Raw genomic sequence first — 15,414 nt, 5'->3', positions numbered from 1 at the left:
TATTCGATGATGAATAGCCTGAGATTTTTGTAGCTTTAAGTAAGTGGTAATATAATGGATTTGCAAAACGTTACATTACGCGTCTTTCTTTTTTTCCCTGCCGGGGAAAAAGAACGACATGGGCTTGCGCTTAAAGTGTTTCCATATAGCGCCGCCTACAGCAAAGAACTCTGTTAATGGAATATTCCTGGAACGGAATGCCAGTGTCATGCTCAGGCTGAAGCTTACCAGGAAGTTTACCAGCCCTATAAGCACTATACCCACGCACGACCAAATAATCATTTCGGTACTTATGTTGTAGTTGGCTCCATATAGCGCCAGGGCCAGGTTACCACTGGCAAAGGTAATGTGGCGTATGTCCAGGTTAAGCCCCAGGAATACCCCTACAGAGGATGTGCTGCCCATAAACACCCCGAACCAAAAGTTACTTACTATACCGGCCCATTTGCGCTCGTACCAGCCTGCCAACTTTTGTGCACGGGTACGCCCAAAGGTTTTTTTAAGCAGCGGGTGTTCGGCTATACGGTAATACATGTGCCTAAATTTATCCCGGTTTGCTACACTGCCTGCTATAATGCCGGAAAGGAACAGGAATACCCCTGCTATAGCTGCGTGGAAGAGTGCAAGTGAGTGTATGGGGCTCAGGTCGGTAACCAGGGTATACCATTTAGTTACGGCTATGTTATAGTTAAATGTAATGTCTATAAGCCATATACCCAGCCACGCCACCGGGAATGCCACCAAAACATTACCCACAAAGGCAATGAACTGCGACCGGAATACCCGCGCGAAGAATGAAGCAAAGGCTCGGTGCTTTTCTTCCTGTCCCAGTTCGTTATCTTTCTGGTCGCGCTCCAGGGCACGTATTAGTGCTGTGGCGGTCATGGCAGGCTGTTTTGTAGCCAGAGTACAACCCAGTACATATATGGTTATAAAACCGAAGGCGTAGTTAAGGCTGTATAAAAAGGCATGCCCAAAGGCGCTGGTGTCTATTTTGCCCAGCATTACTTTTATGATACACAGTATACCTACTATAATACCACCACCAGAGGCTGCCCACAACATACGGAAGTATTCGCCTATGGTTTTTGTAATATAATTTTCGCCTGTGTTTGCGGTGTGCTGGGTAACCTCATACGATATAAGCTGAATGCTTTCGCCTACCAGGCTTCGTATGTTGTTCTTTATACAGTTATAAGTAATCAGGTTTAACGATAGGTGTATGGTATCGCAGCGCGCTTCGTCTGTTTCAGATATGGCCAGGAGTGGCAGCAATACCTCCAGTCGTTCCAGCTGCTGGCGCATGCGCAACAGGCTTTGGTTTACACGGAGCGATATGCCGTACTTGGCACTGTTCTTAAAAGCGGTGTCTACATAATCGCGGCACTGGTGCAGCAACACTATTATTTGGCGGAAGCCCATATCATCCGGCGATACGTAGTTTTTTTGTTCCTCAAGCAGGCGTTCAGAAAGTATGCTGAATTCTTTTTGAATTGCAAGGAAGGGGCTTTCCAGGTTTTCGTATTCGGGTACCATTTGCATAACGCCGGTTTCCAGTGCACGGCCACCTATGCGGTGTATAAGCACCTTCATAGCAAAGAGCAGTTCGGTTAGCGGACTGTCTGCAGCATCAGATGCATACAGGGAGCTAAAACCCAGTACATCAAAAAGGGCTTCGCGCTGCCCATCGGGTATTTTGTCTATCCAAATGGGGTCTGTTTTCAGGTAAAACACCTGGTTTAGCATATATTCCAGTGAATCTTTTTGGGGCTGATCCGGGATAATTTTACTCAGTACCCGTTTCTTTACCTCAAAAAAGAAATCAGAATCGTCCAGTATACCGGCATCAGTAAGTATACGGCTGAATTTTTTTTGCTTAATAAGCCCCTTTATATAAAAGGAAAGTCCTTTGTTGTAGCGCTCATTAGCCTGAAGTATGTCTAATAGAGCCTGCAGGTTTACTTCCTCAGTCCGTTCGGGGTTTCGTGGGCGTATAAGGTCTACAAGCTCCACGAGCAGGTCTACATCTTCAGCCTTGTACTCCCACAGGTTATTTTCGTCGAAATTCGTTTTAAAAAAATCTTCGAAGGAGTGTATAGCTTTCGTTTTCCTGAACTTCATGGGCGTTTTGGGTTAAGGAACGTAAATGTACAAATCTATAGCATATCCCGCGCCGTTTGTGGGAAATTTAGCATTTGGTTAAGGTGGCTAAAAATTTTTATCGCTATTAAAGCTAAAAATATCTCCCATCCCGTTTTTACAGGGTTTAAAAAAACCGGAAGGAATTCCATTCCCGAAATCAATCGTTACAGCATCAGTACAGTTGCAGCCTTTAATTTTTCCAAAAACTAAACTATTATGATTCAATCCGCTGGGAAGATCGCAGGTATCGCCCAGATCGTACTGCCCATAATATTCATTTTTATCGGTATATATAAATATGCGGCTTGTAGCATGGCCCCAATACCATACTGAGATTACTATTTTATAGTGTTTTTTCTTAGCTGTTACTACATTTCCCAGATAGGTAAGATGCAGTTCTGAACCCTCTTTTTTAATGTTTCCAAAGGTAAATTCTTTTCCGGGGATATTCTTTTGAAGCACGTATTGATGTTGCTTTTCAACAGCCTCTTTTGGCTTGAGCGTAAAGCTGAAAGCAATCATCAGATAAAGTAGTATGTTCATATTCAAGGGCTGGTTTGTTTATTATAAAGATATAAATATTGCATTAGCTTACCACAACCCCACCCAGCGCATCCTTTAACATCATTACAACCCGTTCCATTTCGTCAACCGAAAAATGCCCAAACCCCATCCGCGTAGCCGTAAGTGTTTTGGTTTGGTACAGTATTGTTTTGGACAAAAACAATCCCTTTGCAGCGCATTCCTTTTGTAAAGCAATCAGGTTAAAGCTATCCTGCCACTCTATCCATATTGCCAGTCCCTGTGTGGGTATACTGTACTTTATTTTTCCTTTGAGGTGTTTGTCCAGCAGGGAAACAAAATAGTCGCGCCGTTCTTTATAATGCTTTTTGTTCTTTTTAGATAAGCGGTGTACATCGCCTTCGGTTATCCATTCGGTTAGGGTGAGTTCTTTGATTATATCTGTGCCCGATGCTACAAGGCTCTTATGCTTGGCGAGTTCGGTTATAAATGCTGTAGTGCCCGTAACGAACCCTACTCCAAATCCGGCAGGGAGTAACTTACCAAATGATCCGCAGTAGACCACTTTGCCGTTATAGTCCAGTGCCGCAAGGGGTAGCGTTGGGTTATTGTCGTAATTAAAATCAAAGTCGTAATCGTCCTCCAGGATAATAAAGCCATACTCATCGGCCAGTTGCAACAGTTCCATCCTGCGGCGGGCACTTAGTGGCGTGGTAGTAGGATAATGGTAGTTAGATGTAAGGTACAGCATGCGTACGGGTTGCTCTTTACAAATACTTTTAATATGCTTAGTGCTTATACCCTCCTTGTCTATAGAAACCGGAATAATTTGTGCCCCGGCATCGGCCAGAACCATGTTGCTTGCATAGTAGCCCGGTGCAGCCACCATTACCCTGTCGCCTTTACTTATGAGCAACTTTATAATTAGGTACAGTGCCGTTTCGTGGTTGTGAGTAGTAAGCAAATTACTTGTGGCAATGCGCAAACCCCGTGTAAGATTAAGGTAATTAGAGAGTTGGGTTTTAAGGTTTTGATGCGCTGCCTCCTGACTATTCGCCGGCTTAAACTTTTTTAGCTGGGAAGCATACAACCTGCCTATGGCAACTGTGGGCAGCAAACGCACATCGGGTTGGCCGTCGTTAAAGGCATAAGGAAGGTTACTGACTTCAGTAGGGTTTTCCAGCAGGGTGGAGGTTGTAAAGCTAAAACCCGTTGCCGAACCTTCTGCTTTTTGCTGAGGTAATAGGGGCTTTTCTGCACGGTTAGCCTTGTTAGGTTTAGAAAGAATAAAGGTGCCTTTATTGGGCAAAATCTCTATCCATCCCTGCGATTCCAGGTCTTCAAACGCCTTAATCAGCGTATTGCGGTTTATACCCAGCACTTTGCACAGTTGCCGCGTACCGGGCAGCTTGGTGCCTTCGGGCAGCAGCCCCATTTGAATTGCCTTGATGAACTCGAAAACAATTTGCAGGTACAGCGCCGTAGCATCGTTTGGCTTTAGCTGAATAAAGCTTTTAAAAGGAATTTGAACCGGACCACCCATTATTCTTAAACTGGTATACTTTAGTAGTACGGCAAGGTACTACTTTTGGCAAAATTTTAAACCAGATGAAAAGATTTTGTTTTGCTATGCTGTTACTATCGGGTACGGGTATGTATGCCCAAACCCAGAAAGACAGCATTAATATCATAGACGAACTTGTAATTACAGAGAACCGTTTTAGTACACCGGTATCTAAACAAAACAGAAACGTGTATGTAATAGATAACGCTACCATAAAAAAACTACCGGGGCATACCCTTAACGAAATACTGCAATACGCTAACGGGGTAGACCTGCGTCAACGTGGCCCTATGGGTAGCCAGGCCGATATAAGTATAGACGGCGGTAGCTTTGAGCAAACCGTAGTATTACTAAACGGTGCCAAGATTATCGATTCGCAAACGGCACATAACATGCTTAACCTGCCTATTCCGGCTGAGGTTATAGAGCGTATAGAAATTATTCGTGGGCCTGCCGCACGCATTTACGGTATTAACAGTCTTACGGGTGCCATTAATATTATTACCAAAAAGCCACAACAATCTGGTGTATTGCTAAGCGCTTACGCGGGTTCTAACTTTGAGAAGAATACCGAGGGCAATGGCGATACGTTTTTTAGTGACGGTGTACAGGCAGGCGGTACAATAGCCAAGGAAAAACACCAGCACTCCATCTTTGCATCGCATGATAAGAGTAACGGTTACCGCTACAATACCGGTTTTGAAAACAACAAACTGTTTTACCAGGGTAATGTTCAGGTAAACCCGAATAACGAAATCCTGGGTTCGTTTGGCTATGTAAAAAATGGTTTTGGTGCTAATGGTTTCTATGCTTCGCCGGGCGATAAAAACTCTGCCGAAATTGTGCAGACTACCTTTGCCACACTACAATCAAAGCACCGTTTAAACGAAAAATGGAGCTTAACCCCAAGGGTGAGCTACCGTTATAACTTTGACGATTATCGTTATTTCGGTAACGGCAACCTTACTTCGGGCAGGAGTAAGCACTACACTAATTCTGTTGCCGGAGAGCTAAACAGCACATATAAAATGGACAGGAGCGAACTGGGTTTTGGTGCCGAGGTACGTAATGAAGATATTAACTCTACCAGCATAGGCGAGCACAACCGTAACAATATGGGTGTGTATGTAGAGTACCGCACCTTTGCCATTAAGCGTATGAACCTTAACGTAGGGGCGTACCTTAACTACAATTCTGATTACAAATGGCAGGTATATCCGGGCTTAGACGCCGGCTATGCCCTTACCGATGCCTTTAAGGTTATTGCCAGCCTGGGCACCAGCCAGCGTATACCGTCGTTTACTGATTTGTACCTGGATCAGCGCCCGGGTAACATAGGTAACCCTACACTAAAATCGGAAAATGCGTTTCAGGGAGAAACCGGGTTTAAGTACAACAGGGGCGCGTTTAATTTTAATGCCACTTACTTTTACAGGGACATTAGCAACTTTATCGACTGGACGCGTAGTGTAAGCACCGACCCTTGGCAGAGCCATAACTTTGGCAACCTGGTTACAAACGGCATTAACCTGCGTTCGGGGTACAAGGCAAATGTATCTGCTGAGGGTAAAATAAACATCAGCCTGGCCTACTCGTTCCTTAATTCGGAGTTTAAAAACACACAAACCGATTTGGCTTCCAAATACCTTATATCGTCGTTAAAACACCAGATAACTAACACGATTGATTATCAGTACAGAAACTTCACGGTGTTGTTTGCTACCCGTTTTAACGAAAGGGCTACCGGAGCATCGTATTGGGTGAATGATTTCAGGCTGAGCCAAACGCTTAATAAGTTTGTGGTTTTTGTTGATGCCCAAAACATTTTTAACGCTACGTACTACGAAGCAGGTGCTATTCCGCTGCCATCAAGATGGTTTACTGCCGGAGTGAAGTTTGTAACGTTTTAAATATTGCCCCCTATAATACTGCCAAATTCCCTGCCAATCGGTGGGGAATTTTTATTTTTTGTCCTGTAATTGCAGGAGCCAGTATGCCCAGCGGTTTTGGAGTTTTTTGAGATAGAAACAGAATCATTAACAAAACCTAAAACTACTGCTTCGTATAAACCATTTTTGCTTCCTGTATGGCAATGGTGTCACCATCATATAGCATATTTATAACTTCGGGATCAAAGGCATTATCTGTAATTCCTGCTATTTTATAATACCATGCCGTACTATCGCTACGGTTTACGGCATAAGTAAGCCTGGAAAGCTCAAGCCTATTTGTATTCCCTTTTAGTACTAAGCCTCCTTCCGTCTTTCTTACATATTGGTCTGTGCTTGGAAGACTTTCATAAATACTAGTGTATTTAAACACTCCCATGTTATTATATATATTTTCGAGAGGATAAAGTTGGGTTATGTCAAGTATGGGTTCCACAAAATAGCAAAACTTATATCCATGCTCTTCACGCACCACGAGTTTACGATAAGGGCCGACATAATTTGTAGTAATTGTATCGGGATGCGTAAAGGTTATTTCGGTTATCATAGCATTATCTATGGGTATTTCACCATAGTTTTCCCACACAAAAAAAGTCTCACCATAGCCATCCCTCCATCGGTTTATAGCCTGTTGGTCGGTTACCTCGCCGTATTTAGAATACAACTTTACACCTGTTGTGTAACTATAACTGCTGAGGTGGAGTGTAGAAGGGTAACTATCCTGGCTACCGTTATCGTCATCACTATTACATGAGTAAAAAGCAATTGCAGCCATAGCCGACAGGAAAAATTTCTTCATAGTTGATTCTGTTGATTTCTGCCAAATATACAAAACCTCAACACCGATCTTGAATTAGTGAAACCGAAAATTTACTGCCACAGTTTAGGATAAGAGTTTAAAACACTGAACGAGCAGCTTCAGTACTTAACGTTGCGGGAAGCCGTAATTTTGCAATGAATCCGGATTTCAAAAAGCTTTCATAAACAAATCCAAAATGAAAAATCGTAATTTTAAGATTTTGCTGCTTCTATTAAGTCTGTTTTTTACAGCAATAAATTGTTGGAGTCAAGACAATCATTTTTTAAATGCTACCGACTTTTCGGTTGATAATACGGGAACCAGCGACAACTACAACGCTCTTGATGACCTGTTTACAGACCATCCCAACTCTGATATCTATTTGCCGCCGGGTATTTACATAATTAATAACAATCCAAGTGTACATGCTAACGGCTATTTAAACATCAATAATTACCAGGGACACTTATTAGCTGCCGGGAATGCTATTATCAGATTCACATATCCTTCAGGGGGGCTAAACTTTATTGGGGGTACCGGTGCAAAAATCGAGAATCTTCACATAGAGTACAGCACTCTTCCCACTACACGCAATGATTTGCACGCTATCAACATCGGGTTTGCACAAAATACCATTGTAAACAACATAACTGTTAATGGTAGCGGAGGCGTAGGGTTATTATTTAATCTGTGCTATAATCCGCAAGTGTCTAATATCCATGTAACAAATACAATGGCTGATGGATGTAGTTTTTATTCCTGTGAAAATGTTCAGTTAAACGGATTAATTACAGAGAACACAGGTGATGATGCATTGGCGTTTTTTAATTATAATCAAAAACCCGATCTTGATAAGGCTACAGTGTCTAATCTTATTATAAAAGAATCATATGCTCGTGGTATTGCAATTAACGGAACATCTGATATAAAAATAACCAACTTTTCAATTGATAGTACAAGTGGTCCGGGTATTTATGTTTCAAAAGAAACTTCTGTTTATTCGGGGCCTGCCAATATTTGCATTTCAAATGGTAACGTTAATTATGGAGGTGTACTTACAGGCCGTGGAACCACAGGTAGTAAACATGGTATTAGTATAACTGCGGCTGCAGGTGTCTACCTAGACAACATTGCCATCAAACATTCCAAGGAGAAAGGTTTAAGTGTTTATAATACAAAATATGCAGACATTTCTCATATTGCAGTAGATAGTAGTGGAACTATAGATGTTTTAGCCGATTTAAACACAAAAGTTGTTTTAAAAGATATTTCATCAACAGGAGCTGGCGAATATGGATTTAAGGCAACGCGGAATACAAACGTGATAGCAGAAAACATAGCCGTAACCAATGCGTGGAGGGGAACCAGCACCAACCTACACCGTGCAATATGGTTTGAACTGAATGAAAATTTCTTTGCTGACCAAATGACTGTGATAGATGATACTCCCACAGCTGCATTGGCTTATATTGCAGGAGAGTACAATACCACCGGAAGCGGCTACTTTGGCGATATAAAATACAAAATTGCCGCCGGAACACCCTCTTTTTCCCTTGCTATTAGCAGTGCTAATGTAAAAAGTGGTTTTGTAAACCTTCTTCCTAAAGACGGAGTTACAAACGGTGTAGTTTATCAAGGTGCAAAATCGCTACTTACAACACCTGCGGGCACAACAGGTCAGTTGTTAACGTATACCACAAAACCTGAATGGGTAACCCCTGCATTTGCAACGGTTGTTAATGGCCCTGCATCTACCAGCTTTACAGGAGCAACAAGTTATACCGTTACATATACCACGCCTGGCTTTACACCGTCAAATGTTTTATGGACTCCTACAGGAAGCATTGGTTCAAGTGGTTGGTATATAACAAATATTACGTCGACTGGGTTTACTATTAATTTCAGTGCTGCACCCTCAGGAACTGTAACCGGGAAATATACACTTATAAAATAGGACTAACCTCAAAATGTACGTTTAACTAAACCCGGACTCGCTCCGGGTTTATTATTTATGTCCCCATTATTCCGTAAATTGCCACTGCAATATCTCACAATCATGACAGAAACCGAGCGCAAGTTCCTTATCCTTGCAGACGACTATAAAACAGCGGCTTTCGCCAATAAACGCATTACCCAGGGGTATCTTTCATCGCACCCCGATCGTACCGTGCGTGTACGCATTAAGGGTGATAAAGGCTTCCTTACCATAAAAGGCAGGGGCAACGACAGCGGTACTACCCGTTTTGAATGGGAAAAGGAAATCCCTGTTACCGAAGCCGAACAGCTTTTTGCCCTGTGCGAACCGGGTGCCATAGATAAAATCCGTTATGAGGTAAAGGCGGGCAATCACACCTATGAGGTAGACGAGTTCCTGGGCGATAATGCCGGGCTGGTTATTGCCGAAATAGAGCTGACCGATGAGCACGAAGCCTTTGTAAAACCCGAATGGCTGGGTGCCGAAGTAACCGGACAGGAGCGTTACTACAACGCCTACCTGAGCCGTAACCCGTACAACACATGGAAGTAAAATACGATGTTATAATTATAGGCGGTGGCCCCATAGGCATGGCGTGCGCCATTGCTGCCAAGCGCAAGGGGCTGAATTACCTTATTCTTGAAAAAGGCGCGCTGGTAAACAGCCTGTTCAACTATCCGCTGTACATGACATTTTTCAGTACAGCAGAGCGCTTAGAAATAGGCGATGTACCCTTTAGCTGTATTGCCCCGAAACCGGGTAGGCAGGAAGCGCTGGAATACTATCGCAACATACAAAAGCATTTTAAGCTGAACATTAACCTGTTTGAAAAGGTGACTTCGGTACAAAAGCAGGAAGATGGATTTTTTAATGTTATTTCTGATAAGGCAACTTATACTGCCGAAAATGTGGTAATTGCTACCGGTTTCTACGATATTCCTGTATATATGGATGTGCCGGGCGAAAACCTGCCGCACGTGCGCCACTATTACAAAGAAGCACACGAGTATGCCTTCCGTAAAATTGTGGTAGTGGGTGCCAATAACAGTAGCGTAGATGCCGCACTGGAGTGTTGGCACAAAGGGGCTGAGGTTACTATGGTCATTCGCAAAGGCGAAATTAACGACCGTGTAAAATACTGGATTAAACCCGATATAGAAAACCGCATTGCCGAGGGCAGCATTACGGCGCATTTTTATAGTAGCATAACCGCAATACGTGAGAAAGAAGTAGAGGTGCTTACCCCCGAGGGCCCTGTAACTGTGGAAGCCGATTTTGTATTGGCGCTTACGGGTTACAGGCCGGATATTGATTTTTTAACCCGCTGCGGAATTGCCCTAAGTAACGACAACCTGTGCATACCGCAGTACAACCCCGATACCATGGAGACGAATGTACCCGGACTGTACCTGGCGGGGGTGGTGTGCGGCGGTATGGAAACCCATAAGTGGTTTATAGAAAACAGCCGCGTGCATGCGGATATGATTGTGAATAATATTGTAAGCGTAAGGGAATCTGATTAGGAAAACAAAAAACCAACCAAGCCGATGAAACAAATACTATTGTCTCTACTATTTCTCACAGTAATAAATATTGCTTTTGCATATTGGTTATTGCCCTATGAGCAAAAAATGGCAAATGGGCACTTTGCTCCGTCATTACTGGTAATATTACTTTATCCTATTAGCGGAATTATAGTGCTATTCTCTGTAATAAAATTTTGGACAAAACCCCGTATACTGTTTACGTTACTTACCTACGCATTATGTTTTATTTTTTGGGCATACAAATTCCAAAGTCTTGAGTGCGAAATATGCCTGAAAGGTGGATAAAATTTACGCCTCCTTTTTCTTAAAAACCAGCGAAGCAATTACCGAAAGCAGCAATACCCCGCACACTACTCCCAATGAAATAGGCGACGATATATGCACAAATGGGCTGATAAGCATTTTGGTGCCAATAAACGCAAGTATAATGGCCAGGCCATAGTGCAGCTTGCTGAACATATACATGAAGTTGGCCAACAGGAAATACAGCGCCCTTAGCCCAAGTATAGCAAAAATATTACTGGTGTACAGTATCAGCGGATCTTTTGGGGCAATGGCAAATATAGCAGGGATGCTGTCTACCGCAAAGATAAGGTCTGTAAATTCTATAACGGCTACTACTACCAGCAGTGGTGTAGCAAGGCGTTTGCCATTTTCTATGGTGAAAAAGTTGCCGCTTTCATAGCTGTTTGTTACATTAAAAAAGCGGTGTACCAGGCGCGCTCCGGGGCTTTTGGAAAAGTCTTTTTCCCCGTCGTCATCGTCATTGGCGCCCCATGATTTTATACCCGCCCCTATAAGGAAAATACCAAAAATGGTAAGCACGGCGTTTATCTTTACGCTTTCGCCAAAGATAGTCATGGCAGGTAGGTAGGTAAGGTTAATCAGCTCTACCCCTGTAAAAATGAATATGGCACGGAAAACCAGCGCACCTATTATCCCCCAGAACAATACCTTGTGGTGCAGGTGCTTTGGCACATTAAAAAACCCGAATACCATAATAAACACAAACAGGTTGTCTACAGAAAGGGCCTTTTCTATCCAGTACGCACTCTGGAATTTTGCAAACGTATCAAAACCCATGGTATAGTACAGCACCCCGCTAAACAGCATGCTCAGGGTTATCCACACCACACTCCATGTCAGGGCTTCCTTGTTGCTAACTTCATGGCTTTTGCGGTTAAAAACGCCCAGATCCAGCAGCAGCATAACAATCACCGTAATACCGAAAATGGCCAATACAGCAGGATGGTTAATCAGGTGGTCGCTATTATTCATGTAGGGTTAGTCCAGTTTTTCGGTTAGTTTTTTAAATACCTGCTTGGCATCTTTTCCTTCGTATAGTATGGCGTATACCGCATCTATAATCGGGGTCTTGGCCTTATATTCTTCGTTTAGCTTATAGGCACTTTTGGTAGCGTAGTAACCCTCGGCTACCATGCTCATTTCCATCATGGCGCTTTTTACGGTATAGCCTTTGCCTATCATGTTACCGAACATCCTGTTTCGCGAAAACACCGAGTACCCCGTTACCAGCAAGTCGCCCAGGTAAGCCGAGTTGTTTATGTTACGCTTCATTTTATGTACCTTGCGGATGAACTTCTTCATTTCGCGTATGGCATTGCTCATCAGCACCGACTGAAAGTTGTCGCCATACCCAAGGCCGTGGGCTATACCCGCAGCTATGGCATAAATGTTCTTTAGCATAGCAGCATATTCTGTACCCACAATATCATCCGATATTTTGGTTTTAATGTAATAGCTGTTAAGGTTCTTGCCTACAATCTTCGCCTTTTTCTGGTCGCCGCAGGCTATGGTAAGGTAACTAAGGCGTTCCAGGGCCACCTCTTCGGCGTGGCACGGGCCTGTAATCACGCCTATGTTGTCGTATTCTATATTGTATACGTTATGGAAATGCTCGCCTACAATGAGGCTGGTTTCGGGCACTATACCCTTAATGGCGCTAAACACCACCTTGCCTTCCAGGCTTACGGTAAGTTTTTCAAGCTCCTTGCTAAGGAATGCACTGGGAATGGCAAATATTACATAATCGGCGTAGTCTACCGCTTCGTTTATATCGCTGGTAAGTAGCAGCTGATCAGTATCAAATTCTACCGAACTAAGGTAATTAGGGTTGTGGTTATGTTCCTGTATATGCTCTATTGCATTGGTATTGCGCATGTACCAGGCTATTTTATCTACATTAACGCACAGCATTTTGGCTATGGCTGTAGCCCAGCTTCCGCCACCAATCACCGCAAACTTAGGAGTACTGCTCATTCTTACATTTATTTAGGCGCGCCAAAAATAGTCAAATTTAACGTATGCAGGCACATTATAATACTACTACCCAATTGTTAATATATAAAAATTAACATTTTTAAGCGTTAATTAATGCAATGAAACCCTGCAGCCCACGTTATTATATTGAATTTTGTTTAATTCGAAGGATTACAACAAGGTTAGTTAAATTTTTTGTTTTTGGTGTTTTAGAAGGCATTTGCGCAATTGTGCAGGTGCCTTTTATTTTACATCTAATTTACATATTACGCGCTTTTTATCTCTGTAAAAAATGTTAAGAAGTGTTTTGGTGTCCAAAAAATGCTAATCTTCATTTTTTTGGTGTGGTATGGCATTGTTTTCCCAGTCGCGTTTTATGTCTTTCATCCTGAGTACTATATCCATACAGATAAGCATTTCCAGCCGCAGGTAAAAATGCCCCGTAATAAGCCCCGATACCAGCAATGCGGTACAAAAGGCCAATAGCACAGAAAAGCAAACCAGCGTGATGCGTGCCGCTTTTTTCTTTTCTAAAAGCAGCATAAGATAGCATACTGTAATGGCTATAAGGATGACAACCGATACTATGGGGTAAAGCGGATACGGAATGAGCAGCGATGTACGAAACATTTCGAATGTAAATACATACCCCTGAAAATAGCCCCACACATCTGAAGCCAATGATATTATGCTAAAAGCACTATATACACCCAGTATGCCCCAAATGTACCACGGCAGCAGGCTGCGGCGGTATTGTAGTTGCACGCCTTCAAATTCTGAAAAATTTTCAGGTTCTGTATCTTTTTCTTCCATGTCAAAAAGATACGGAAATAAACGATTTTAGTATAGATTTTGGCTACTTTTTATAGAAAAGATTGTGTTCTATATATTCCCATACCTTATGGGGCAGCATGGGGCGTACATTTTTACCGTCTTTTATGCTTTGGCGTATAAATGTACTGGACAACTCTATAACCGGAGCGCCTACCCTGTGTATGGCAAGATGCTGGGCTATAGCATCGTCCGGAGTGCCGTTGTCCAGGCGCGGGTATACGTAAATGTTGTGGTTTTGCAGCAGTACCTCGTAGTTTTTCCACTTGTGCAGGGTGTTCAGGTTGTCTTCGCCCATAATCAGTGAAAACTCATGCGTTGGGAATTTTTCCTGCAGGTGTGCCAGCGTATTTACTGTGTAATTAGGCTGCGGCAGGCGAAACTCTACATCGCTGGGTTTTAGCTTAGGGTAATCTTCTACGGCAAGGTGCACCATTTGCAGGCGGTGGTGGTCGTCCAGCAGGGTGCTTTTCTTTTTATGTGGGTTGTGCGGGGTTACTACCAGCCATATCTGATCCAGGCCGCTGTATTCGGCCATGTGGTTTGCTATGATAAGATGCCCGGCATGTATGGGATTAAACGTACCGAAGTAAAGCCCTATTTTCATTCGCTATCAGGATTTTAAATCCGATTAGTATAATATTCTATCAATTCTTCCGTATGATCACACAGCGGCGTAACTAGGTCATTAGTTTGATAGGCTATCATTTCGAGTTCTACATCATCCTCCTGCTTGCCATCACCAAAATACCCCGTCCAGAAAACCCGGAAGCAACCCTCTGCAATTTTTGTAAACATGATTTTATTATTATTCAAGGATTGACCATCCCAAACACTCAACATTGCAAAAAGTATATCAGGGGTAAATCCTTCTTTAAGCACTATAGTTTTACCATCAAGTTCGTCGAGGGTACTAATTTCTACAGCATAGTTAGCCAGCATTACCTCAGCCCCATGTTCAGGCCAGGTATATTCTTCTTCGCTTATAGTAATCAAGTCCTGAAAATAAATCTTTAGAATGGTAAGGCTGTCTGAAATTTTATCAAGTTGTATAAGCCCGGGGATTTCTGCCTTATACTCAGCAGTACCATACTCTTTACTAAAAATTTTAAGGTAACCTTCCATATTAAAATCAGGAATTAGATTGCTTCGTCGTGCCTCCTCGCAATGACAAACCGTTTACGCTCCTACAAAATCCTTAACCAGGGTATACGCTTCGTCAAGAGCGGTTTGCAGGTCATAATTTTTTATAATGGTATCAAACTGTGGTGCCGTAGCTAACTCTACTGATGCTTTGGCAATACGCATGTTTATTTTGTCTTCGCTTTCCGTACTGCGGTTCTTAAGACGGATTTTAAGCTCATCTACACTTGGCGGCTTTACAAACACGGCCAGCGTTTGCTCCGGAAATTTACGCTTCAGGCGAAGTCCGCCCGCTACGTCTATGTCAAATATTACATTTTTGCCCTGAGCCCATATACGCTCTATTTCCGAGTTTAGTGTGCCGTAAAAGTTATCGCGGTATACTTCTTCCCATTCGGCAAAGTCTTCATTTTTTATGTGTTTCTTAAACTCCTCCAGCGAAATAAAATGGTAGTGTTCGCCATCTATTTCACCCTCGCGTGCTTCGCGTGTGGCAGCCGAAACCGAAAAAGCCAGGTTAAGTTCCGGGTGTTTTAATAAATGCCTTACTATAGTGGTTTTCCCCGACCCTGATGGTGCCGAGAATACAATTAGTTTTCCTCCAGTGCTCATGTAGTGTTGTTTGTGTGTTGTTCAATTTGGTTGTTAGTTGCTGGTTGTTA

At 42.9% G+C, this 15,414-nt stretch carries 14 protein-coding genes; 4 read left to right on the top strand and 10 right to left on the bottom strand.

Annotated elements, in window-relative coordinates; genetic code table 11:
- Nucleotides 1-75: 75 nt before the first annotated feature.
- The 3 genes from ACLI1A_RS13785 to ACLI1A_RS13775 form a co-directional block, all read right to left on the bottom strand.
- Complete coding sequence (locus tag ACLI1A_RS13785; protein WP_411409258.1) at nt 76-2,121, bottom strand: site-specific recombinase; 2,046 nt, start codon at nt 2,119-2,121, stop codon at nt 76-78.
- An 87-nt stretch (nt 2,122-2,208) separates the two neighbouring features.
- Complete coding sequence (locus ACLI1A_RS13780; protein WP_411409257.1) at nt 2,209-2,685, bottom strand: hypothetical protein; 477 nt, start codon at nt 2,683-2,685, stop codon at nt 2,209-2,211.
- Nucleotides 2,686-2,728: 43 nt separating this feature from the next.
- The gene (locus tag ACLI1A_RS13775) at nt 2,729-4,207 is read right to left on the bottom strand and encodes a PLP-dependent aminotransferase family protein (protein WP_411409256.1); all 1,479 of its coding nucleotides are present in this window, start codon (nt 4,205-4,207) and stop codon (nt 2,729-2,731) included.
- A gap of 65 nt (nt 4,208-4,272) precedes the next feature.
- Between ACLI1A_RS13775 and ACLI1A_RS13770 the strand changes: the two genes are divergently transcribed.
- The gene (locus ACLI1A_RS13770; protein ID WP_411409255.1) at nt 4,273-6,138 is read left to right on the top strand and encodes a TonB-dependent receptor plug domain-containing protein; all 1,866 of its coding nucleotides are present in this window, start codon (nt 4,273-4,275) and stop codon (nt 6,136-6,138) included.
- Between the two features lie 142 nt (nt 6,139-6,280).
- Here the strand turns inward: ACLI1A_RS13770 and ACLI1A_RS13765 are convergent, their stop codons facing one another.
- Entirely contained in the window at nt 6,281-6,976 is a 696-nt protein-coding gene (locus ACLI1A_RS13765; protein WP_411409254.1) for a hypothetical protein, read from the bottom strand.
- Nucleotides 6,977-7,172: 196 nt separating this feature from the next.
- On the opposite strand from ACLI1A_RS13765, the gene ACLI1A_RS13760 reads away from it, so the two are divergent.
- The 3 genes from ACLI1A_RS13760 (at nt 7,173) to ACLI1A_RS13750 (ending at nt 10,474) form a co-directional block, all read left to right on the top strand.
- Entirely contained in the window at nt 7,173-8,930 is a 1,758-nt protein-coding gene (locus ACLI1A_RS13760; RefSeq protein ID WP_411409253.1) for a right-handed parallel beta-helix repeat-containing protein, read from the top strand.
- Between the two features lie 102 nt (nt 8,931-9,032).
- On the top strand, nt 9,033-9,503 hold the full coding sequence (locus ACLI1A_RS13755; protein ID WP_411409252.1) for a CYTH domain-containing protein: 471 nt from the start codon (nt 9,033-9,035) through the stop codon (nt 9,501-9,503).
- The gene (locus tag ACLI1A_RS13750) at nt 9,494-10,474 is read left to right on the top strand and encodes a YpdA family putative bacillithiol disulfide reductase (RefSeq protein ID WP_411409251.1); all 981 of its coding nucleotides are present in this window, start codon (nt 9,494-9,496) and stop codon (nt 10,472-10,474) included. The genes ACLI1A_RS13755 and ACLI1A_RS13750 overlap by 10 nt, the downstream gene beginning before the upstream one ends.
- Nucleotides 10,475-10,786: 312 nt before the next feature.
- Here ACLI1A_RS13750 and ACLI1A_RS13745 read toward each other — a convergent pair whose 3' ends face one another.
- From ACLI1A_RS13745 to gmk, 6 genes are all read right to left on the bottom strand, one after another.
- Entirely contained in the window at nt 10,787-11,776 is a 990-nt protein-coding gene (locus ACLI1A_RS13745) for a TerC/Alx family metal homeostasis membrane protein (RefSeq protein ID WP_411409250.1), read from the bottom strand.
- 6 nt (nt 11,777-11,782) lie between these two features.
- Nucleotides 11,783-12,778: an NAD(P)H-dependent glycerol-3-phosphate dehydrogenase gene (locus tag ACLI1A_RS13740; protein WP_411409249.1), complete on the bottom strand. Its 996-nt coding sequence runs from the start codon at nt 12,776-12,778 to the stop codon at nt 11,783-11,785.
- A 324-nt stretch (nt 12,779-13,102) separates the two neighbouring features.
- Nucleotides 13,103-13,591, bottom strand: coding sequence for a hypothetical protein (locus tag ACLI1A_RS13735; protein ID WP_411409248.1), 489 nt, complete (start codon nt 13,589-13,591; stop codon nt 13,103-13,105).
- Between the two features lie 43 nt (nt 13,592-13,634).
- The gene (nadD, locus tag ACLI1A_RS13730; protein WP_411409247.1) at nt 13,635-14,216 is read right to left on the bottom strand and encodes a nicotinate (nicotinamide) nucleotide adenylyltransferase; all 582 of its coding nucleotides are present in this window, start codon (nt 14,214-14,216) and stop codon (nt 13,635-13,637) included.
- A gap of 14 nt (nt 14,217-14,230) precedes the next feature.
- Nucleotides 14,231-14,734, bottom strand: a complete 504-nt coding sequence (locus tag ACLI1A_RS13725) for a hypothetical protein (protein ID WP_411409246.1) — start codon at nt 14,732-14,734, stop codon at nt 14,231-14,233.
- Between the two features lie 54 nt (nt 14,735-14,788).
- Nucleotides 14,789-15,364 carry a guanylate kinase gene (gmk, locus tag ACLI1A_RS13720; protein ID WP_411409245.1) on the bottom strand — a complete coding sequence of 192 codons (576 nt, stop codon included), beginning with the start codon at nt 15,362-15,364 and terminating at the stop codon, nt 14,789-14,791.
- Between the last annotated feature and the right edge of the window lie 50 nt (nt 15,365-15,414).

Origin of the sequence: Flavobacterium sp. RHBU_3 (assembly GCF_046613565.1) — a bacterium.
Classification (GTDB): Bacteria; Bacteroidota; Bacteroidia; order Flavobacteriales; family Flavobacteriaceae; genus Flavobacterium.
Note: the sequence above shows the minus strand (reverse complement) of the source record. Positions and strands in the feature narration are given on the sequence as shown.